We start from the raw sequence: 24,085 nt of genomic DNA on the forward strand, positions 1-24,085 counted from the left end.
AATAATTTTATAGAGAACACATGAACTACCTAAAAAATAACCTAAGAAACTTCGCAATACTTTTAGTTTTTAACCTCTCCGGAGCATCCTTTGCCCAAATGTGCGATACCTTTTTCCCCATGAGGGAAGGCGTGCGTATGGAATATACTCTCCATAACAAAAAAGGAAAAGTTGAAGGCTCCCAATGGCAAGAATTCAGAAACGTACAGAAAACGGCCAACGGAACGGAAGCAGAAATCCATATGGGATTTATGGACGACAAGGGAAAAAATCCGTACGAAATGACCTATAACATGACCTGTGATGGCAATATTATCCGTATCGATTTCAAATCCCTACTATCAACGCAAATGATGGAGCAGTACAGTGAAATGGAAGCGGAAATCACCGGTACGGATATCGAGTTGCCAACACAACTAAAACCGGGCATGGAACTACCTGATGCCGGCGTAAGCATGAAAATTAATATGGGGGCTATGAACATGAAAATGGAGGTGGAGATGACCAACAGGAAAGTTGAGAAGAAAGAAACTATTACCGTCCCAGCAGGCACTTTTGATTGTTATGTGATCTACAGTGACAATCGCTCTAAGATGATGATGGTAGACAAAAATTACCCGAATCGTAGCTGGATTTCGGAAGGGGTGGGCACCGTAAAGACCGAATCCTACAATGGAAAAGGAAAACTTTTGAATTCCACAGTACTCAGTGCTATAAAGGACTAAATCTTGGTCTTTGCAAATAACCGATTCCTAGATTGCAATAAAGAAAATACCAAGTGCCGATTTCTTTTTGGGGTTATGCTTCAAGCATTAAGGCTCCAAAACCATACAGCCTTCAACGGAATTGTCCTGGATACCTAGATGACACTTCATGGGGTGCCCGAAAAATCCACCCTTAGATCCATTTACAGGTGACCTAGAATAAAACTGGGTATAGGATAAGGTTATTTACCTCTAATAAATTCTTGGGTTAATAAGGCCTATCCTGCGTTAACATTTCAGCCTCAAAAAGATGTGAAAAGTGTTTCAACAATTTTTCCTTAACCTCATCCATGGACACCTCTTTCTTCCCTAATTCCACATTCAATGACGTCACGGCTTTCCCCTTAATGCCGCAGGGGATCATCAGGTCAAAATAACCCAAATCGGCATTTACGTTTAAGGCAAAGCCATGCATGGTTACCCATCGACTGGCCCGTACACCCATGGCACAAATCTTTCTAGCAAAAGGGGTCCCTACATCCAACCATACCCCGGTCTCGCCTTTGGAACGTTCCCCTTTTAAACCATAGTCCGCCAAGGTTAAAATAACCATTTCCTCTAAAAACCTCAGGTATTTGTGGATATCGGTAAAAAAATTATCCAAGTCCAAAATGGGATACCCCACAATCTGGCCCGGTCCGTGATAGGTAATATCCCCTCCCCTATTGATCTTATAAAAGGTAGCTCCTTTTTTTTCCAAGAAATCCTGATCTACCAAAAGATTGTCCATATCCCCACTTTTCCCCAAGGTGTACACATGGGGGTGTTCTACAAACAAAAAATGATTGGGGGTTTCCAGTTGGGATCCCTCCCTTCTGTTCCTTATTTTCAGATCCAAAATAGATTGAAACAATTCCTCTTGGTAGTCCCAAGTTTCCTTATAGTCCCGCTGTCCTAGATCTTCTAAGAGAATCCTTTTGTTCATCTTGCAAAGATACAAACTCCACCCGTAAACCAAGTACCCGGAAGCCTAATTTGGATTATTAAGAATGACCAATGCGGCAATCACTCCAGGGACCCATCCACATAGCGTTAGCAAAAAAACAATAACAAAGGAACCACAACCTTTGCCCAAAACAGCCAAAGGCGGGAAAATTATGGCCAATAAGACCCTAAAACAGCCCATTCTTTTACATATTTAATAGTCCATCTATTAATTAGACCCAATTAGAGGTAGATTGTTACAGGTAAATTCAAATAATTGATACGCCCTCACTTTAAAGCCAGATTATTGTTGTTACCATTATATATTATGTGTTGATAGATTAAGCCAGAGTACCTATATTTGCAGCCTTAATTTATAAGTATTATGCAGCTTTCGGAACAAGAAGTAATTAGAAGGGAAAAACTAAATAAATTACGGGAGATGGGGATAGACCCTTATCCCGCCGCTCTTTACCCTGTAGATAGCACTTCTAAAAATGCCAAGGAAAATTATGTGGAAGGTAAAAAGGTTACCCTTTCCGGAAGACTAATGTCCAGAAGAATACAAGGTAAGGCGTCTTTTGCTGAACTACAGGACAGTGAAGGCCGCATTCAGGTTTATTTTAACAGGGACGAAATTTGTACCGGGGAAGATAAGACCTTGTACAACGATGTTTATAAGAAATTGTTGGACATAGGTGATATTATAGGTGTAGAAGGAGAACTTTTCACCACCCAAGTAGGGGAAAAAACCGTAATGGTGAAGAATTTCACCATTTTAAGTAAATCCTTACGCCCTTTACCCCTGCCAAAAGTGGATGCCGACGGAAAGGTATATGACGAGTTTAATGACCCGGAATTGCGTTACCGCCAGCGTTATGTGGATCTAGTGGTTAATCCGGATGTGAAAAAGAATTTTATTAAACGGACCAAGGTAACCAATAGCATACGCCAATTTTTTAACGATGCCGGTTATTTGGAAGTGGAAACCCCTATTTTACAGCCCATCCCAGGTGGAGCTGCTGCAAGGCCGTTTATTACGCACCACAATGCCCTAAACATGCCTTTATATTTAAGGATAGCCAATGAGTTATACCTTAAAAGATTAATCGTTGGTGGCTTTGATGGCGTTTACGAATTTGCCAAGGATTTTAGAAACGAAGGCATGGACCGTACCCATAACCCGGAGTTTACCGTAATGGAACTTTATGTAGCCTATAAGGATTACAACTGGATGATGGACATGACCGAAAGGCTCCTGGAAAAGGTTGCCATTGATTCCAACGGTACTTCAAAAGTTACCGTAGGGGAGAACGAAATTGAGTTCAAGGCCCCTTACCCTAGAATCCCCATTTTAGAAGCCATAAAGACCCACACAGGGTTTGATGTGGCCGGGATGGATGAAGTGGAACTTAGGGAAGTTGCTAAAAAATTACATATAGAGGTTGATGAAAGCATGGGTGTTGGAAAGCTCATAGACGAGATTTTTGGTGAGAAATGTGAACACCATTACGTGCAGCCTACCTTCATTATAGATTACCCAAAAGAAATGAGTCCACTTACCAAGGAACATCGAAGCAATCCGGATTTAACGGAACGTTTTGAACTAATGGTCAATGGCAAGGAATTGGCCAATGCCTATTCTGAGTTGAACGACCCCATTGATCAGCGCGAAAGGTTTGAAGACCAACTTAAACTTTCTGCAAAAGGTGACGACGAGGCCATGTTCATTGATCAAGATTTTTTAAGGGCTTTGGAATATGGTATGCCGCCTACCAGTGGTATAGGGATCGGAATTGATCGCTTGGTGATGCTATTGACCAATAACGCTTCCATACAGGAAGTCTTGTTCTTCCCCCAAATGCGTCCGGAAAAGAAACAACTGGAGTTAAGCGAGGAAGAAAAAGTAATAATGGAATTATTAAAACCAGAAGGAAAGTGGCCATTGGCCGACCTTAAGGCCAAAGCTGGACTAAGTGGCAAAAAATGGGATAAATCCATGAAGGCACTAGCCAAACATGAACTAATAAAAGTGGTTGCCGAAGAAGATATTAAAATGGTGGTGTTGAATAAGTAATAGAGGACTAGGGTAAGTTTCTCTATGGACTGTATCCGAATCAATTAAAAACGCCTGCCAATATAGCCCTATAGGCCAGGATTTGCAGGCGTTTTATTTTTTATCGGCTTTCTTTCTAATCAGTTACCACCTCAAAGCCATTACAATTCATTAACAGCTACCTCATTGCCTAAATAATCATAAAATACAACCTTATCTTCCTCTCCGTATAGAAATAAAGTCCGACTGGATTGAGACAGATAGGAAGAGCCATAATAGAACTCTTGTAGGCGTATTTTCCCGTCCTTATAAGTAATAATAGCCTTTGCTACATTTGGCAAAACATCCATAAAAGTGCCTTTAGTAGGTTGGACTTCTGACACGTACACTTTTGGCCCATTGGAATTCCTGCCAAACAGATATGCCTGACGGTCATTAACCTTAATTGAAACTGCCCCCCTATTATCCCCGTTCAACCATAGTCCACTTTCCCTTGAAGGAACACTCTTAAAGTGGCCCTTTCCATCCCCTTTTAAAAATACCCCTTTAGAGGCATCGTGACGTCCAACTCCAACTTCTGTCCCGTAATTATTTCCGGATAACAGCACATCCAAATATCCATCCCTATCATAATCATTGATAAGAATACCGTACACCGGGGCTATTTGTGCCTGCATGGGAAGACTTTTGATTTCAAATTTACCATTACCATTATTTTGGAGGTAGACAGAAGCAAATAAAAATGCCTTAGCAATATAAGAACTAGCTTTCTCCTGATTAGACAACACATCCGCCATGGTAGCATGGGCATAACTGTCATAATCAGGAAATTTTTTCTTCATCTGTGGAATCTGTTTAATGAGGTCATCCCTTGAATGAACAGGATATTCATTACCATTATTATATGATGACATAATTGGATCTAAACTGCCATTATTGTCGTAATCCATGGCATAAACAGTTAATGGCTCGTTGGCGGAAACGCTATATTTTGTATTCAAACCTATGTTACCCAAAATATAGTCCATATCCCCATCATTGTCAAAATCACCGCCATTTATACTGTTCCACCATCCAGAAGTATAGGTTAATCCAATTTTTCCCGAACTATTCACAAGCTTCGCATTTTGGTTTTCAAAGAATTGGATTGCCATAAATTCACCTACAACTATTAGATCTGTATCTCCATCCAAATCATAATCCGTCCAAAGCGCATCGGTGACCATTCCCACCTTTCTTATAGATGGCGCCAATTTATTGGTGGCATCCGTAAATTTTCCATTGTTGTTCTCCAGCAAATAACTATTGGGCGGCAATGGATACTTTAGGGGTGTTAATCGACCACCTATAAAGAGGTCAAGATCACCGTCCTTATCAAAATCCGCAGCCCTCACGCAAGACCCACTGGCCACAATTTTTGGCAATGCCTGTTTATCCAAGCTAAAGTTTCCTTGTCCATCATTGGCATACAATCTATCCTGATAATATTCCGACCCCTCATAAAACTCATTGCTTCCACTAGTAACGTATAGATCTTGATCACCATCCCCGTCATAATCAAAAAACAATACACCGGTATCTTCCTCATATTTTTCATTTTCATTGGGGGTCAACAATTCTTTTCTAAAGGTACCATCGGCCGTACCGTAAAAAAGCGTTCCACTACTATTGTATCCTCCTCCAACAAAAAAATCATCCCTACCGTCGTTGTTAATATCTCCAACTGCCAACCCAGGTCCTTGATTGGAATGCTTATGAGGGAGTAAAAACTGTCTGTTAAAATCATAGTACACCTTGTCCTCATGTAGATGATCCAACTTTAAATTGGTGCTAATCTCTCTAAACAAACTACTATTTCCTACGGTATTCTTGGAAGCTAAGTCCTCAGAAGCCTCGTCTCTACTTATGGTAATTTCCCGATCTGGTAGTGGATTGAGTACTTTACCCACTGCACCATCGGGCCAACTCACAAGAATACTATCTATCATTTCCGTATCACCCAATCCAAAATGCACTATCTTGTCCACAGATGATTGATACCCCCTTGTTAAGGCCTGTCTTACTGTTTGCTGTTTACCCTTCTGAAACAAACTTACCTGTGTTCCCAAACCTATTGGGTTTAAACTATCGCCTTTTAAATGAATATTCAAGTAGTGATTCTCCAAAACAACATTGGATTTATTTTCAAATAAGAAAGCAGCCTCGTTAATATTGTTCACCACTATATCCAGATCACCATCATTATCCAAATCTGCATAGGCCGCACCATTGGACAGGGATGGTATTTGAAGGCCCCATTTCTCCGTAACATCCTCAAAACTTAAATCTCCCCGGTTCTTGAACAAAAAATTTGACAGTTTTATGGAAGGCATTTCCCTTGCCTTCTGTTTTAAAACGTAATCAAGGCTATCCTTTGAGACATTGGCCGACAAGGATCCGGTGTAGTTAATAAAATCTAGGTCCGTAATATCTCTTAAATACCCATTGGTTACATAAAGATCTTTAAAACCATCGTTGTCAAAATCGGCAAAAAGCGGTGCCCAACTCCAATCCGTTGCATCTATATTAAGCAATTGTCCAACTTCTGAAAATGACGGATGACCATTTAAGGAGGTTCCATTATTTATTTGAAGGGTATTCCTCATGTATTGAGGCATATATCCCTGCTGCAAGGTGCGCTCAAATAAGTCAAAATTTAATGGACCAGACATTTTTTTTTCATGAAAATTGTCTCTGGGGCGCATATCCATGGTAACAATATCCTCCAATCCATCATTGTTAAAATCGGCAATATCGTTACCCATGCTAAAATGACTCACATGATCTAAATAGGTTTTAGACATTTCTTCAAATGTCCCATCTTTTTTATTGATGTAGAGGTAGTCATTGGATATAAAATCATTGGTAACCAAAATATCTTCCCATCCATCTCCATTTACATCGGCAATGCCAAGGCCAAGACCGAGGCCATCGTAAACGATACCAGCTTGTTTACCAACCTCGGTAAAGCGTATCCTTTTACCCCTAGATTCCTCATTGCGATATAACTTATCATTGGCTGGGCCAGTACCGTCTTTTACTAGAGGTCTTACATTATTAGGATCGCGTATTTCATTGGTATGATTAAGCAAGTACATATCCAGATCACCGTCTTTGTCATAATCAAAAAAGGCTGCCTGAGTGGAATAGCCTGTGTCCGCAATGCCATAGGTTTCGGCCTGTTCCTCAAATTTTAGATTTCCCTGATTAACATACAAAAGGTTCTTGCGTTTATCCTTATTGAAATTCCCGGACCTACACACATAAATATCCAACAGTCCGTCATGATTAACATCCACCATTGTAACACCAGTAGACCATCCTGGAATAACGATTCCTGCACTGTCTGAAATATCTTCAAAATTAAGCCCCCCCTTGTTCAGATACAGCCGATCGCCAACCATATTCCCACTAAAGTAGATGTCTGGCAAACCATCATTGTTAATATCTCCTATGGCTACCCCACCTCCATTGTACACATAAAAAAAATCGACCATATTAAACTTATCATTTTCCTCAATATGATTGTTAAAGGAAATGCTGGTAATAGTAGCCGGCACCAATTCAAATAATGGTTTTTGCGTTGTTTCCTTTTCATCTCCAGCCTTTTTATCCACACAGGACGATAATTGAATGAACAAGAAAGGCAATAAGGCTATTTTAACTAACTTTAGCATCATTAAAAATTAAGGATTCTCCTATTAATATTACCATTTAATAATCAAAAAACCTGTCGGTGAGGACAGGTTTTTCTAAAAAATCTCAACTAACTCAAAAAAAACTACTGATATTGAGGATTTTGGGTAACATTGGGGTTACCTAACACCTCGTTTAACGGTATGGGTAGCACGTAATCCTTAGCCTTAAGCGTACGGTCCACATCATAAGTATCTATAAATTCTTGGATATAATCGCCCAAATAGTCCGGCGAACCTCCGAAAGTACTTTTTCTTTTAAGTTCTGGATAAACCTCACACTCCATCGCAAACTCCAATACCCTTTCATTTACAATAGCATCCCTTAAAGCCTCTTGACTAAGCCCTGAAAGAGGAGTTAGTCCCGCTCTATCCCGCACCAAATTTATACCCAAATAAGGGTCTCCGGTACCACTCTCGTTGGCCGCCTCCGAATGGCCCAATAACACATCGGCATATCGCAGATATACTATATTTTTCTCGGTTAGGTTTGCATTGGATATGCCCATTTCTGTGTATTTAGCTGACCAACCATTACCAAAAATAAGTTCATCTGGATTATTGGGATCAGCATCTGCAGAAACCATTCCTCCAAAACGACTTAAATTATACGATGCATCGGCACTCCATTTAACAACTGGTCTTTCACCACTACTATTTGGCCCTACCCTAGTTGTAGGATACTCACTAATAAAAGTACCCGCAATTCTCTTGTCATTTGGATCATATTTTTCCCTGAATGCCTGAGTAGAATTAATCCAATGCCATCCTACGCCTCCAAGATCATTGGGAAGATCTCCTGGAATAAAGTGCTGATGATAGTTCTGGTTTTCACTGGCATTGGCCGAGGCGGAGACTTGTGCTTCAAAAATACGTGCACCTGAATTTTCTTCGGCTACGGCGAAATTTTGGGAAAAATCATCAAAAAGTACCATGCCACTCTCGTTCATAATGGTTTCTGCCGTTACTCGGGCCTCATCCCATTTTTCATCCTGTAGATAAGCTTTCACCAATAAGGCCAACGCAGCCCATTTAGTGGCCCTACCAATATTTCCAGAATCGTAGGATTCCGGTAATAGGGAAGCTGCCATATTTAAATCGGCTTCAATTAAATCCAATGCCAACCTTTTTCCATTTTCATTGGAAGGAAGGTCTTTATCACTCTCGGTCTTTTCCGTGGTTACAGGTATATTGTCAAAATATCGAACCAAGTTATAATAGTAAAAGCCCCTTAAAAACATGGCTTCCGCCTTTACCCTGTCTATCAAGGCGGTATTGGGCGCCCCGTCCGCCTTAAGTTGATCTGCCTTTTGGATAAGAGCATTGGCCCTATTGATATTTTCATATGATATCCGCCAGTAGGCCGCTATGTAATCATCACCCGGGTTTACATTTCCATTCTGAAAATCCAAGGGTCCCTTTTCCCAACCAACTTGATATCCAACAAGACATTCGAACACAAATCGATCGTAATAATGGTTAAACCAATCACTTCCATAACCAATCCCGTCATAAACCGCATTGACTCCAAGCTCCAACTGCTCTGCTGTGGCAAAGAAATTATCCTGAGTGGTAAAGTCGGGATTCTCATCTAAATCCGAACACCCCACAAGCGCTATTGCCAAGGCAAAAAAGAAGAGGAGCCGATTATACCTATTACTTATATATGTCTTCATAATATACTTTTTTTCTTTTAATTAATATACTAAAATTCTAGGTTAACTCCTACAGTTACTGTTCTAGAACGGGGGTAGGCGTCATAGTCATCCCCTCTGTTCAAATTATTCTGCCCTCTATTGTTCACCTCAGGATCAAAGCCACTATAGTCCGTTATGGTAAAAAGGTTTTGAGCACTTACAAAAACCCGGGCCTTACTAATGTACTTTTGGATATTGGGAACAGTATATCCTAAGGAGATATTCTGTAGCCTTATAAAGGACCCATCTTCAATAAAATAATCGGAATCCCTATAAGAATTTGCAAAATCCCTGTTCCCATCTATTACAGGTCTTGAAGCGCTTGTATTGGACGGTGTCCAAGAATCAGTCAATATATTTGCAAGCTGATTTATTTTCTGCACCCCATCTCCTATTTCCGAAGCCTGTAGGTTTCTTACATCAAAACCTTGCGACCCCCTAAAGAAAATACCCATGTCAAAGTTCTTGTAATTTAAGGTCGAATTTAGGCCCCATGTAAAATCGGGATTGGGATCTCCCGTAATTACATAATCATCCGGGGTAATTTCCCCATCACCATTCACATCCCTATATTGTGGATACCCAGGCTTATCACCAGATCTAGAAGGATTACTTGCGATTTCCTCCTCAGATTGAAATATACCGATGTAATCATAACCTTTCCAAACACCAATAGGATTACCTGCTTCTACCCAACTGCCGTCAACACCTAGGTGACCACTGGTAGAGCTAGAGAAAAATGGGGTGCTATCCCCAAGATCTAGGAGTTTATTTCGCAAAATGGAAATATTTCCTGAAACGTTCCATTTAAAATCATCACTGTTAATTACATAACCATCCAGACCAACTTCAAATCCTCTGTTTTCCAATGAACCAGAATTTTTCAGGATAGATTCGAAGCCTAAACTACTGGGGATGGTCACAAAAAGTAATAAATCTTCTGTTTGATTGTAGAAATAGTCCAAGGTTAGGTTTAACCTGTCATTAAAGAAGGAAGCATCCAAACCAATATTGGTCATGGTGGTAGATTCCCACTTTAGGTCTGGATTTCCCAATCTGCCATCTGCAAGTCCCAAAACCAAACCACCATTGAACACGTAATTGTATTCGTTAAGGTTGGCCAAGGAATTATAAACGGGAATTTCAGAGTTACCCGTTAATCCCCAACTACCTCTTAACTTAAGATTGTTTATACTTTCGGATAATTGGGAATCCTCAAAGAATCCTTCGTTGGCAATATTCCAACCTAATGCAACTGATGGGAAATTTGCCCACTTATTTTCCTTACCAAATCTGGATGATCCATCCCTTCTAAAGGTAACAGTGGCCAAATACCTCCTATCATAGTTATAGTTCACTCTTCCCAACAAGGATTCCAACAACCATTCCCTTCTATTAGAAAAAGGTGTTAGTATATCCGGTCCTCCCTGCAGTGTAGCCTGGTCAACAGATGCTGCAGTTATACCCCTTGTGGTGGTACTCGTATATTTATTAACTTCTTTTTGAAAGGTATACCCAACAACGGCATCAATGGAATGCTTCTCGCCAATTTGCTTATTATAGGTAAGAATATTCTCATTCAAGAAATTGGAAGAATTTCTACTTGCCAAGGTAAGCTCTCCGGCATTATCCCTACCCAACCTTGTGTTGACGGAAGGAAAGAAACTGGTACGATTTACATTAAGGATATCGGCCCCAATACTAGTCTTAGCCTTTAAGCCTTCCAATATATTAAAGGTAAAACCAGTATTACCCAAAATTCTCGTAGTAATATCCTGATCAGTGGCAAATTCCAATTCCTGCAAAGGATTTATAGAAAAACGTCCGTCGTAAGAAGCCAAGGCAAAGGTTCCGTCCTCATTGCGCACGGGAACGGTAGGATCTAGCCCCAAAGCCGTGATAATAATACCGCCTGGACCTCCACGATCTGTAGGGGCATTATTGGACTCCGTACGGTTAATTGCCCAACTGGAGCTTATATTAAGGAAATCGTTCAAGGCATTGTTGTCTAAATTAAGCCTAATACCATACCGCTGGAAATCGGTATTTTTAACAATACCGTCATTCTCGTGATAATTTCCTGTCAAGGCATAACGAGAGTTCTCGTTTCCTCCAGAAAAAGTAAGTTGATGATTTTGAATGATTCCAACCCTTGTAACTTCGTCCAACCAGTTGGTCCCCTCTCCAAAAGCATCTATCTCCTCTTGTGAATATATAGGCGCACCTCCTTGACTGGTTTCAAGTGTATTTAAATAGGTCGCGAATTCAGAACCGTTTAAAACGTCTATGGAATTGGTAATTGTCTGAGTGGAATAGGACCCTTCATAACTAATTTTTGCCTTTCCTTCCTTTCCTCGTTTTGTTGTAATAAGAACCACCCCATTGGATCCCCTTGAACCATATATTGAAGTCGCCGAAGCATCTTTCAACACTTCAATGGATTGTATGTCATTTGGATTTATAGAGGAAAGTGCATTGGAAGCCCTTCTATTACCCCCAGCACCATAGGCATCGTTGTCCGGGTAAATTGGAAAACCATCTATTACATAAAGAGGTTCACTCCCACTATTGATGGAGTTTGAACCACGAATTCGAACAGATACCCCCCCACCTGGAGCGGCAGACGCCTGGGTAACCTGTACACCTGGTGCCCTGGCCTGAATAGCCTGATCTACGGATGTAACCGGAAGTTCCTTAAACGAGTCCCCATCAATAGAGGAGACTGACCCTGTAAGATCACTTTTCTTAACGGTACCATATCCCACAATCACCACCTCGTCCAAGGCTTGGGATTGTGGCTCAAGAGTCACATTTATGACGCTACGTCCATTAATAGCAACCTCCTGGGACGCAAAACCTAAAGAGGAAAAGACCAAGATGTCAACCCCTTCGGGAATATTCAATTCGTAATTCCCATCAAAGTCCGTGATTACACCAGACGTTCCGGCTATTACGTTTACCCCAGGCAGCGGGGTGTTGGTTTCTCCATCGGTGACCGTTCCAGAAACTGTATCCTGTGCCACCGCGGCAAAACCAATTAAGAAAAAGGCCACGAATAAATATCCGCGCCTTAAATACAATGATTTGAGCAAAGTGTACTTCATTTGAGTTGGTTTTTAGTTGTTAGTTAAATTTAGGTTTACCAGTAACCTATACTGTAAATAAAGAATGTTGAAAAGTAGAGAACCTTAAAATAGAATTGGACTTCTACACAATTTGGAACAATAGTAATAGGTTTTGTCAATTTTATAAATGGACAATTTTATTTTGATATGGATTATTTTATTATTAATTGCGAATATATCAATTATAGACTGCCCATCTTAACAAAATACCACTACACCTCACTATAAAATACCATTTTAATACACCCGTAAAAAAGACTGAGTACCCTTTGTGGTCATTTAAACCTATTTTTAAATTAAATGTCTTGGCTTTTTTTAGAACCGGATGCACTATTATTGTTTTATTTTATTGAAAAAGTACCCTCTTGGCAAAAGCGTACAAAATGTTGATCGGGTTAGTATTTCCTTGTAAATAGTATAAAACCCAGACGGATTTTCAGCCATTCTGTTTAGACTTGTAAGCCTTTGGGGAAACACCGATGTACTTTTTAAAAAGTCGAGAAAAGTATAGTGGATCTTCAAAACCCATTTTAAAGGAAATTTCTTTGACACTTAAATCCGTATAATTAAGATACTCACAAGCTTTTTGGGCTTTTTTTAAATTGAAGAAATGAATAAGGGAATATCCCGTTCTTTTTTTAAAAAGGTTGAAAAGATAGGATGATGAATAATTAAACTCTTTGGCAATATCATCCGATTTTAGTGATCTATCCAGATTTTCACTCAAAAAATCTATAATATTATCTACAAGGTCATTCCGGTCATTCACTTGAAGTGATCGGTCAATTTCTAAATAAACAAAAGAAGTTAAAAAGTTCAATCCCAAAATATTCGCATATTCCAGCCTTGGCATTACGTAATTGCTACTTAGAATATGGAATATTTGATTAAACTGTTCAATCCGACTGCTATCGAATGGCACAATTTCATATCTATTAAGATTGGACCGGTATCTATCAACTAGACTTTGGGCAATAATCCCGTCAAAGTGCATCCAATATATACTCCATGGATTAAGTTCATCGGCCCTATATTTATGCGCAGTTTTTTTAGGTATTATATAGAAGCGATTCGGAAGAACAAGGATTTGTTTACCAGAAATTGTCAACTCCCCCTGTCCTTCCGTACAATATATTAAGATAAATTCATCGGCACCTTTTTTCCGTATTCTGTGATGAAAACTGGCTTTTGGATAATACCCTATATCCGTTATATAGAAATTTTTCGTGATGATATTCGTTTTCAGCCCCGTTTTTATACTTTCAGGAAGAACAATCATCTTCTGCCCCATAAACCCATCTTTTATAGTATAATTATCCATGTTTTAATATAGTTTGTCTATGTTCTCGCCTTTCGAAAATAACTAATATTGAAAATCAAAGACACTGATACACAAAATTACTATTAAAACTTAATTAATGTAGGTATAAATTGGATTATTATGTTTTTTGGACAAAAAACATAACATTAAATAAATGTCCATTATATAAATTAACATCCATGCTTTCATAAAGCATTTACAAGAATGTAAAAATCTAAATGGACAGTGGAAATAAAAAATGGAACCCAACAAACGACAAGTATGAAAACAAAAATCGGAAAATCTTAGCTTTGAAATTACCAAAGAGCATGAGTAGCTTTAAACTACTGACCCTATGCTTCCTGTCAAAAGATTTATTGGTCTAGGTTTCACCCAGTTCATACCTAGTCTCCTTATCATTAAACAAGGAAAATTGTAAATAGTGACTCAACATTTAACAACCCCCAATCTGGAGTAAAATCCTAGTTATTGATTATAGGGATAAATAATATGAAATTAAAAAATTTATTAAAACTAACTTTACCCCTTATACTTGCAACCTTAACAAGCTGCAAGGGTAAGAAGTTGATCGACCATAGTAAAAATCCTAATATAGTCTTTATTCTTGCTGATGATCTAGGGGCTCATGATTTGAGTTACGCTGGCAGTGAATATTATGAAACACCAAATATAGACGCCATCGCAAAGGAAGGCGTCAACTTCACTCAAGGTTATGCGGCCGCCCAGGTCTGTAGTCCGTCCAGAGCCAGTATTATGACCGGACAAAATACGGCACGTCATGGAATAACGGATTGGATTGGGGCAACAACAGGGGAAAAATGGGGCCAAACACACAATACCAAAGTATTGCCACCAGAATATGTACATGCTATACCTGAAAACAGCATTACCTTGGCCAAAGCGCTAAAAGCGGGGGGATACAGAACCTTTTTTGCAGGAAAATGGCATTTGGGAGATGAACCCTATTCCCCGGAAAATAACGGCTTTGAAATTAATAAGGGCGGATGGGAAGTTGGCACTCCAAAAGGTGGATACTACGCCCCATGGAAAAACCCAAAACTGGATTACAAGTACGAAGGGGAAAACCTAACAATGAGATTGGCAGAGGAAACAGCCAATTTTATTTCAGAAAGCAAAGATGAGCCATTTTTCGCCTTTCTTTCTTTTTATGCGGTACACGGCCCCATAGAAACCACTGAGGAAAAGTGGAAAAAGTACCGAGATAAAGCGGAAGCTCAAGGTATTCCCGATAAGGGCTATAAAATGGAACGTATCTTGCCGATACGTACGGTACAGGACAACCCAATTTATGCCGGTCTAATTGAAACTATGGATGACGCAGTGGGAGTAGTACTAACCAGCCTAAAGGAACTTGGCCTAGATGAAAATACCATTGTAATATTTACATCGGATAATGGTGGTGTGGCTAGCGGAGATGCATTTTCAACCACAAACTTTCCGCTGAGGGGAGGTAAAGGCTATCAATGGGAAGGAGGCATCAGGGAACCTTACCTAATCAAAGCCCCTATGTTAAAAAATAGTCCAAAGTCAATTGACTACCCTGTTTCCGGAATTGATTTTTATCCCACCCTATTAGATCTTGCAGGTATTGAGAAGCCCCAAAACCAATTGTTGGACGGAATAAGCTTAGTGCCGCTACTGAAAGGGGAAACCATTGGTAAAAGACCATTGTTTTGGCACTATCCACATTACGGAAATCAGGGTGGCGAACCGGTTAGCATTATTAGAAAGGAAGACTGGAAACTCATACATTATTGGGAAGACGGACGTGATGAACTTTACAATTTATCAGTCGATCCCGGAGAAAAGAAAGATGTACACAGCAGTAACAAATTGTTGGCCCAAAGTTTAAGAAACGAACTTGACACCTATTTAAAAGAAGTTGGGGCCAATCTTCCTTCCAAACACCACAATTACGATGCCACTGCAGCCAAAGCACTTTATGCAAAACGAAAAGCTGAGATGCTTCCAAAATTGGAAGAACAACGCAAAGATTTTTTAACAAAGGATTTTCAACCTAACGAGAATTGGTACGATAGTAAGTTAACTAAAGATTGATTGAACATGAAAACAAGTAACTTATCCCTAAACTAAAGAATTATGGAAAGTGCAAAATTTAATTTTCCTTATTTACTCTTTTTAGCATTGGTATCTGCCATGGGAGGGTTCTTATTTGGATATGATTGGGTAGTTATAGGAGGGGCAAAACCTTTTTACGAGCTTTATTTTGGCATTAGCGCTATGCCAACCCTGCAAGGTTGGGCCATGAGCAGCGCTTTGATTGGGTGTATTTTTGGAGCCGTACTATCTGGATTTGTTGCAGACCGTTTTGGTCGTAAAATACCCTTAATACTCTCGGCAGCACTTTTTACTATATCTGCATTTGGTACTGGATATGTAGATAATTTTACACTGTTTATAGTTTATAGACTCATAGGCGGATTGGGTATTGGCCTCGCTTCTACCCTATCCCCAATGTACATAGCGGAGATTGCGCCCGCCAAATACAGAGGCCAGTTTGTGGCCATCAATCAACTAACCTTGGTCATCGGTATCTTGGCCGCCCAAGTTGCCAATTACTTTATCGCAGAAGCTATCCCCAATGGCAGTACTCCAGAGGTTATTTTAAATTCTTGGAATGGGCAAATCGGCTGGCGCTGGATGTTTTGGGCAGAGCTGCTTCCCGCAGTGCTCTTTTTTGCACTAATGTTCATTGTTCCAAAAAGTCCTAGATTTCTAGTGAAAATGAATAATAATTCGGCAGCACAAAAGGTATTATCTAAAATTGGTGGAGTACAATATGCAGAGCAGGAGTTAAAAAACATAAGCCTAACCCTAAAGGCGAGCAGTGCCAATAAAATTAGTTTTTCCGATTTCAAAAGTCCTAAGGTAAAACCCATAGTGTTAATAGGAATTGTACTGGCCATATTTCAGCAATGGTGCGGTATCAATATTATCTTTAATTATGCCGAAGAAATTTTCACGGCCGCGGGATATAGTGTTGGGGATATGCTATTTAACATCGTGATCACGGGCAGTGTTAATTTAATCTTTACCATTGTTGCCATGAGAACCGTTGATACATGGGGACGCCGAAAATTAATGCTGTTGGGCTCTATGGGGCTGGGAATAGTATATGCCGTTTTAGGAGCGGCTTACTATATGGAGTTTACTGGTTGGCCAGTATTGCTTTTAGTGATTGCCGCTATAGCCATTTACGCCATGTCATTGGCACCAATAACATGGGTGGTATTGTCCGAGATATTTCCTAACCGTTTAAGGGGTGTGGCCATGTCCATAGCCACCTTTTCCCTATGGGTAGCTTCTTTTATACTTGTGTTTACCTTTCCCATTATGAACAGTACTCTTGGCTCTTATGGAACTTTTTGGGCCTATAGTGTAATATGTGTAGTAGGTTTCATATTTATTAAAATGAAATTACCCGAAACCAAAGGGAAGAGCTTGGAAGAGATAGAAACCGAACTAACAAAAGCAAAATGAAAACACATTACATCCTTTTTCTGCTGATCGTAATCAACTCCCCAAGATCTAGCGCACAAATTATTGAGGATTCAGTTACTTACTTGAACCCAATAAAAACCGAACTGCAAAAAAAATGGCCAGCCAACAGAACTATCAACCTAGTTTTTCATGGGCATTCCGTGCCATCGGGTTATTTTAAAACACCTCATGTAAGCACCCTGGATTCCTACCCTTACTTGACCCTGAAAAACGTTAAAGACATATACCCCCATGCCGTAGTCAATTCCATAACCACTTCTATTGGCGGGGAACAGTCCGTACAAGGGGCTAGACGCTTCAAAGAGGATGTCCTAAGCCATAGACCAGATGTACTTTTTATAGATTACGCCCTAAACGATCGAGGAATTAGCCTAAAAAGTGCCAAGGAGGCCTGGGAGAAAATGATTCAGGAAGCAATAGCCTATGGGACCAAGGTCATTTTATTGACCCCTACTCCAGATCTAAATGAAGACATTCAATCCCCTAATTCCCCATTGGCTAAGCATAGTGTTCAGATCAGGCAATTGGCCAAGAAGTATAAAATAGGATTGGTAGATAGTTATAGGTTGTTCCAGGAAATAGCCAAAACAGAAGAATTAAATACCTATATGGCCCAAAGCAATCACATCAACAAAAAAGGCCATCAGGTGGTTGCCAAGGCCATATTGGATCTTTTTAATTCAGAATCAAAATAATTATCCTAATAACACAAAAAATGAAATTCAAACTTTTAATTCTACCTATTATATTTCTAGTATTTTCTTCCTGTGAGCAAGAGCAAAGTCAAGAAATAGATCTATCCGGGGAGTGGCAATTTCAAATTGATTCATTGGACCAAGGAGTAAAGGAACAATGGTACACCAAAAAATTAATAGAAAGCGTTCAATTACCCGGCTCCATGGCCGAAAATGGCAAAGGCAACGATATAACTGTAGACACACATTGGACAGGCAATATGTGGAACGATAGCCTGTGGTACAAAGATCCAAAATATGCCAAATACCGGCAGCCTGGCAACATCAAAGTATCATTTTGGTTAAGCCCCGAAAAAGTGTATACCGGGCCCGCGTGGTACCAGAGGAAAGTTAGCATTCCCAAATCTTGGAACACCCAGCACATCAATCTACATTTGGAACGTGCTCATTGGGAAACTACCGTTTGGATCGATCAACAAAAGATAGGAACGCAAAATAGCCTAGGAACTCCACACGATTACAATTTAGGGGACTATTTGACTCCTGGCGAACACACCATTACCATACGAGTGGACAATAGGGTAAAAGACATTGACCCTGGTGTTGATGCTCACAGTATTTCAGACAATACCCAGACCAACTGGAACGGTATTGTTGGTGACATTAAATTGACCGCCACATCGTCTATTAACTTTCAAAACATAAAAATCTTCCCAAATGTGGCCCGCAAAATGGTTACCGTTAAGGGGGAACTGAGAAATTATTCAGGGAGTGCCCAAGAGTGTAAAATTATTCTGCAAGCCCGCGAAGTGAACGGCTCGCAAAAGAATTTACCAGAAACAATCAAGAAGATTGATATCGATTCCGAGGGGCGGTTTGAAATAGAGTATCCAATGGGCCATTCTCCTCTACTCTGGGATGAATTCAATCCTAACTTGTACACCATGCAGTTGCGACTGGAATCAAAACTAGGGATTAATCAAAAAAAGGTCACCTTTGGAATGCGTGATTTTAAAGTTGATGGTAAGCACTTTTCCATGAATGGCCGTCCTGTCTTCCTGCGCGGAACCTTGGAATGTTCCATATTTCCATTGACTGGGTATCCGCCCACCAATGTGGAGGAGTGGAAGCGCATTCTAAAAACTATCAAGAATTATGGATTAAACCATATGCGATTTCATTCCTATTGCCCACCAGAGGCTGCTTTTGAGGCCGCTGATGAAATGGGCGTCTATATTCAGGTAGAAGCTTCGGCCTGGGCCAACATCGGTGATGAAAAACCAATAGACCAATGGATTTACAAGGAGGCCGAGGCTATCATAAATGCTTATGGCAATCACCCATCCTTTGTAATGATGGCATATGGCAACGAGCCTTCCGGGGATAACCACGCGGCATACCTAAAAGATTTTGTGGAGCATTTTAAGAATATGGATAACCGCAGGTTATATACCAGTGGGGCTGGCTGGCCTTTATTGGATAATTTGGATTATTACAATCATAAAGGGCCCCGCATCCAAGGATGGGCACAAGAACTTAATAGTATAATCAATGCGGAACCACCACAGACGGAGTTCGATTATGATCAATTAATCCAAGAAACGCCAATGCCTTATGTAAGTCATGAAATGGGCCAATGGTGTGCGTACCCCAATTTCAAGGAAATGTCAAAATACACTGGGGTCTTAAAACCTAAAAACTTTGAGATATTTAAAGAGACCTTGGAAGATAATCACCTGGGGCACTTGGCAGATAGCCTATTGCTGGCCTCGGGTAAATTACAAGTACTTTGCTATAAGGCCGATATTGAAGCCGCCCTACGTACCAAGGAAATGGCAGGTTTTCAGTTATTGGATCTCCATGATTTTCCTGGTCAAGGCACAGCGCTTGTTGGTGTTTTGGACGCCTTTTGGGAAGAAAAAGGATATGTAACAGCCGATGAGTTCCGGGAATTTAATTCCGAAACAGTGCCGTTGGCCAGACTTGCCAAACGCATATTTTTGAACAACGAAACTCTAAAAACCAACATTGAAGTTGCCCATTACGGAGCAACACCATTGAACGATATCACCCCAACCTGGGAACTATCCGATAAAAATGGCGTTTTATATGCCAAAGGGGAATTTACTAAAACAAACATCCCTATAGGAAACGGATTTAATTTGGGCGAAATTTCGGTGGATTTGAACAAATCCGATCGTGCCCAAAAATTGGTGTTGACCGTTCGCGTTGGGGAGCACAAAAACAGTTGGGACTTATGGGTATATCCGGCCCAAAACAAACCTATTGCGAAGGTGGACCAAATTATGGTAGTTCAAAAATTTGATGAACGTACCATCAACCATCTGAAAAATGGAGGCAATATACTTCTAAACATCACCAAAGGCGATATAGCGCCCAAAAAAGGTGGCGATATTGGTGTGGGCTTCTCCAGTATTTTTTGGAACACCTCATGGACCAATGGCCAAAAACCACATACCCTGGGAATTCTTACTAATCCTGAACATCCTGCCTTATCAGAATTCCCAACCGAATATCACAGTAATTGGCAATGGTGGGACGCTATGTCCCATTCCAATGCCATTGTATTGGACGACTTTACTCCAGATCTAGTACCTATTGTACGTATTGTAGACGATTGGTTTGAGAATCGCAGAACAGCCTTGCTTTTTGAAGTAAAGGTAGGAAAGGGCAAATTATTGGTATCCGGTATTGATTTGCACTCAGATCTAGCGCAAAGACCAGAAGCCCGTCAGTTATTATATAGTTTAAAAAAATATATGAGCAGTGACCAATTCGATCCAGCGATCACAATGGAGTCTGATGATATAAAAAGTTTGTTCACTTATTAAAAAGATGTTTTAATGATTCGACACTTTGTGTCGAACTAAATGAAATGCAGATATGAGTACAGTAAAAGCCTGGGGAGAGAAAGTAGTAATTCCTACCTACGAAGTGGGGGAACCTGAAAAATATCCCGTTTTTTTGGAGAAACGTGTATATCAGGCCAGTAGTGGATCTGTTTATCCACATCCAGTGGTTGAACAGATTAGTGACGAAAAAATAGATAAAGAATGGGATGCGGTCTTTCTGGAAAACGACTACATCAAGATAATGGTACTACCAGCCTTGGGTGGTAGAATCCAGATGGCTTATGACAAAATACGAGAACGTCATTTTGTCTATTACAACCATGTTATAAAACCTGCATTGGTAGGCCTTACCGGGCCTTGGATCTCCGGTGGTATTGAATTCAATTGGCCACAGCACCATCGCCCCAGCACCTATGATCCCGTAGACTTTTCCATTGAGGAAAATGAAGATGGGAGCAAAACGGTCTGGGTTAGTGAAGTGGAACGCATGTTCCGCACCAAGGGTATGGCCGGTTTCACCTTACACCCGGACAAGGCCTATTTGGAAATAAAAGGTCAACTATATAACCGCACTCCGCATCCGCAAACGTTTTTATGGTGGGCAAACCCCGCTGTTGCAGTCAATGACCATTACCAATCTGTTTTTCCGCCAGATGTAAATGCCGTATTTGACCATGGAAAAAGGGATGTTTCCGAATTCCCAATTGCCAAAGGGGAATACTACAAGGTAGATTACTCCCCTGGCACCGATATTTCCCGATATAAAAATATTCCGGTACCCACATCCTATATGGCCATCACTTCCGAATATGATTTTGTAGGGGGGTATGAAAACGATACAAAAGGCGGGTTGTTGCATATTGCCGACCACCATGTATCCCCAGGTAAAAAGCAATGGACTTGGGGCAACGGTGATTTTGGACAAGCTTGGGATCGAAATCTTACCGATGCGGATGGACCCTACATAGAATTGATGTGCGGTGTATATACTGATAACCAACCCGATTTTTCATGGCTTCACCCCTACGAGGAAAAGAGCTTTAAACAGTATTTCATGCCCTATTACAATGTGGGCGTAGTCAAGAATGCTACCAAGGAAGCTCTGTTGAACCTTGAATTGGAAGCAGGACAGGTAACCATTAAAATTTATGTGACTTCTGTTTACCCAGACTGCACGGTGCACTTATCACATGCCAAAACGGAGATATTGGATAAAAAAGTAAGCCTAAGTCCAAAAGACGGGTTTGAACAAACCATATCTGTGGATAAGGCCGTGTATAAAGATCTAACAGCAACCCTAAAGGATCAAAATGGCCACGTCTTGGTATCATGGTCCCCAAAGGATTATTCCAATCAAGAAATTCCGGAACCTGCCAAGGCAGCAAAACAGCCTGGTGAGATTAAAAGTATAGAACAACTATACCTGAGAGGGCTGCATCTAGAACAGTATAGGCACGCTACCTATGACCCTACGGCATACTACTTGGAGGCATTATCAAGGGAGCCCAATGACGTACGAAATAACAATGCAATGGGACTTTGGAACCTAAAACGAGGACAATTCAACAAAGCAATCCCCTATTTTGACAAGGCTATTGCAACCCTAACAAAACACAACCCGAATCCATATGATGGCGAACCCTATTTCAACAAAGGGCTTGCCCTAAAGTATTTGGGTGAAAACAACAAAGCGTACGATGCTTTCTATAAAGCTTGCTGGAATGCTGCTTGGCAGGATGCCGGTTATTTTCATCTTGCCCAAATAGATTGTGAACGAGGAAATTTCACAAAAGCTTTGGAATTGACAGACAAGGCATTGATTAAAAACTGGCACAATCACAAAGCACGCCATCTAAAGACCATATTACTAAGAAAAATGAACAGAAGGGATGAAGCTAAGCAGTGTATTGCTGATTCCTTGGCCATTGATGGATTCAATTTTGGGGTGTTATATGAAAAATATTTGTTGAGCGGAGACATGGAAGATTTAGCCTCTTTCAAGGAATTGTTGCGAAACTATGTACACAATTACATCGAATTTTCATTGGATTATGCCCAAGCAGGACGCTATGAGGAAGCCATTTCCCTAATGAAGATCTTTACCGACGGGCAAGAACAATCATACCCAATGGCAGTTTACTGCCTGGGATGGTATTATGAACGAAATAACGACCTTTCAGCAGCAAAACAACAGTACGATTTAGCACAAAGGATGCCGTCCGATTACTGTTTCCCCAATCGCTTGGAGGAAGTGGTCGTCTTAAAAGCAGCCATGGCTTTAAATCCAGAAGATTCAAAAGCTCCATATTATCTAGGTAATTTCTGGTACGCCTGTAGACAGTACGGCAATGCTGAAGAGTGTTGGGAAAAATCCTTGGAACTTGATAGCAAAAACCCTATCTGTCAGCGCAACCTAGCCCTTTTATATTACAATAAGAAAGACCAAAAAAAGTTGGCCCGAGATATTTTGGAACAGGCATTTGAGTTGGACTCCAATAATGCACGCTTGCTAATGGAATTGGATCAACTATATAAAAAAATAAACGTTTCGGAGAATGAGCGCCTTGAGCTTCTGGAAAAGAATATCGATTTGACCAACTCCCGAGACGATCTTTATTTGGAACGCATTGCTCTGTATAATTATAAAGGCAACTTTGAGAAGGCCTTGTCAATACTGAATCAAAGACAGTTTCATCCTTGGGAAGGCGGAGAAGGCAAAGTTCCCTTTCAGTATATTACCATTCATACAGAATTAGCTAAAAAAATGCTACTATCTGGGAGTACCAAGAAAGCCATAGAGCACTTAGAAGCGGCCCAGATGTATCCTATTAATTTGGGGGAGGGAAAATTGTTCGGATCTCAGGAAAATGATATTTTCTATTGGTTGGGATGTGTATATGAAAAACTTGGCGAAGCACAAAAAGCGAAAGAAAACTGGGAAATAGCGTCCCAAGGGCTAAGTGACCCCAGTCCAGCATTATTTTATAACGACCAACAACCTGACAAAATATTTTACCAAGGACTTGCCCTAAGGAAATTGGGAAGAAACGAAGAAGCAGAACATCGGTTCAAAAATTTGATTTCGTACGGCAAGGAGCATATAAATGACAACGTTAAATTGGATTATTTTGCCGTATCCCTACCAGACCTATTGATCTGGGACGAAGATTTGAATGTGCGGAACAAAATACATTGTAAGTATTTAATAGGTCTTGGAGAATTGGGACTAGGAAATACCGAAAAAGCTATTTCTGCTTTTACAAAGGTCATGAACGAAGACAATTATCATTTGCCAGCATTTATCCATTTAAAAATGGCCGAAACATGGAATCAGCAATATCAAGATTTATAAA

General features: G+C 40.3%; 13 protein-coding genes. 7 read left to right on the forward strand and 6 right to left on the reverse strand.

Annotated elements, in window-relative coordinates:
• Positions 1–20: 20 nt before the first annotated feature.
• Positions 21–725: a TapB family protein gene (locus EHW67_RS03160; RefSeq protein WP_126160914.1), complete on the forward strand. Its 705-nt coding sequence runs from the start codon at positions 21–23 to the stop codon at positions 723–725.
• A gap of 247 nt (positions 726–972) precedes the next feature.
• Here the strand turns inward: EHW67_RS03160 and lipB are convergent, their stop codons facing one another.
• The gene (gene lipB / locus EHW67_RS03165; protein ID WP_126160915.1) at positions 973–1,689 is read right to left on the reverse strand and encodes a lipoyl(octanoyl) transferase LipB; all 717 of its coding nucleotides are present in this window, start codon (positions 1,687–1,689) and stop codon (positions 973–975) included.
• A gap of 45 nt (positions 1,690–1,734) precedes the next feature.
• Positions 1,735–1,890, reverse strand: coding sequence for a YqaE/Pmp3 family membrane protein (locus EHW67_RS03170; protein WP_126160916.1), 156 nt, complete (start codon positions 1,888–1,890; stop codon positions 1,735–1,737).
• A 183-nt stretch (positions 1,891–2,073) separates the two neighbouring features.
• On the opposite strand from EHW67_RS03170, the gene lysS reads away from it, so the two are divergent.
• Positions 2,074–3,765, forward strand: a complete 1,692-nt coding sequence (lysS, locus tag EHW67_RS03175) for a lysine--tRNA ligase (RefSeq protein ID WP_126160917.1) — start codon at positions 2,074–2,076, stop codon at positions 3,763–3,765.
• Positions 3,766–3,905: 140 nt separating this feature from the next.
• Here the strand turns inward: lysS and EHW67_RS03180 are convergent, their stop codons facing one another.
• The 4 genes from EHW67_RS03180 to EHW67_RS03200 form a co-directional block, all read right to left on the reverse strand.
• The gene (locus tag EHW67_RS03180) at positions 3,906–7,463 is read right to left on the reverse strand and encodes a VCBS repeat-containing protein (RefSeq protein ID WP_126160918.1); all 3,558 of its coding nucleotides are present in this window, start codon (positions 7,461–7,463) and stop codon (positions 3,906–3,908) included.
• 101 nt (positions 7,464–7,564) lie between these two features.
• Positions 7,565–9,154, reverse strand: coding sequence for a RagB/SusD family nutrient uptake outer membrane protein (locus EHW67_RS03185; protein ID WP_126160919.1), 1,590 nt, complete (start codon positions 9,152–9,154; stop codon positions 7,565–7,567).
• A 29-nt stretch (positions 9,155–9,183) separates the two neighbouring features.
• Positions 9,184–12,279: a SusC/RagA family TonB-linked outer membrane protein gene (locus EHW67_RS03190; RefSeq protein WP_126160920.1), complete on the reverse strand. Its 3,096-nt coding sequence runs from the start codon at positions 12,277–12,279 to the stop codon at positions 9,184–9,186.
• 457 nt (positions 12,280–12,736) lie between these two features.
• A complete protein-coding gene (locus EHW67_RS03200) occupies positions 12,737–13,621 on the reverse strand; it encodes an AraC family transcriptional regulator (RefSeq protein WP_126160921.1) in 885 nt (294 codons plus the stop codon).
• A 489-nt stretch (positions 13,622–14,110) separates the two neighbouring features.
• Between EHW67_RS03200 and EHW67_RS03205 the strand changes: the two genes are divergently transcribed.
• Genes EHW67_RS03205 through EHW67_RS03225 form a run of 5 tightly spaced genes read left to right on the forward strand, consistent with a single transcriptional unit; the run spans position 14,111 to position 24,084 of the window.
• The gene (locus EHW67_RS03205; RefSeq protein ID WP_126160922.1) at positions 14,111–15,700 is read left to right on the forward strand and encodes a sulfatase; all 1,590 of its coding nucleotides are present in this window, start codon (positions 14,111–14,113) and stop codon (positions 15,698–15,700) included.
• 42 nt (positions 15,701–15,742) lie between these two features.
• Positions 15,743–17,143, forward strand: a complete 1,401-nt coding sequence (locus tag EHW67_RS03210; RefSeq protein ID WP_126160923.1) for a sugar porter family MFS transporter — start codon at positions 15,743–15,745, stop codon at positions 17,141–17,143.
• Positions 17,140–17,859 carry an SGNH/GDSL hydrolase family protein gene (locus tag EHW67_RS03215; RefSeq protein WP_126160924.1) on the forward strand — a complete coding sequence of 240 codons (720 nt, stop codon included), beginning with the start codon at positions 17,140–17,142 and terminating at the stop codon, positions 17,857–17,859. The genes EHW67_RS03210 and EHW67_RS03215 overlap by 4 nt, the downstream gene beginning before the upstream one ends.
• A 20-nt stretch (positions 17,860–17,879) precedes the next feature.
• Positions 17,880–20,711 carry a sugar-binding domain-containing protein gene (locus EHW67_RS03220; protein ID WP_126160925.1) on the forward strand — a complete coding sequence of 944 codons (2,832 nt, stop codon included), beginning with the start codon at positions 17,880–17,882 and terminating at the stop codon, positions 20,709–20,711.
• Between the two features lie 52 nt (positions 20,712–20,763).
• Complete coding sequence (locus EHW67_RS03225; protein WP_126160926.1) at positions 20,764–24,084, forward strand: DUF5107 domain-containing protein; 3,321 nt, start codon at positions 20,764–20,766, stop codon at positions 24,082–24,084.
• Position 24,085 lies beyond the last annotated feature (1 nt).

Source organism: Arenibacter aquaticus (genome assembly GCF_003957295.1).
Classification (GTDB): domain Bacteria; phylum Bacteroidota; class Bacteroidia; order Flavobacteriales; family Flavobacteriaceae; genus Arenibacter; species Arenibacter aquaticus.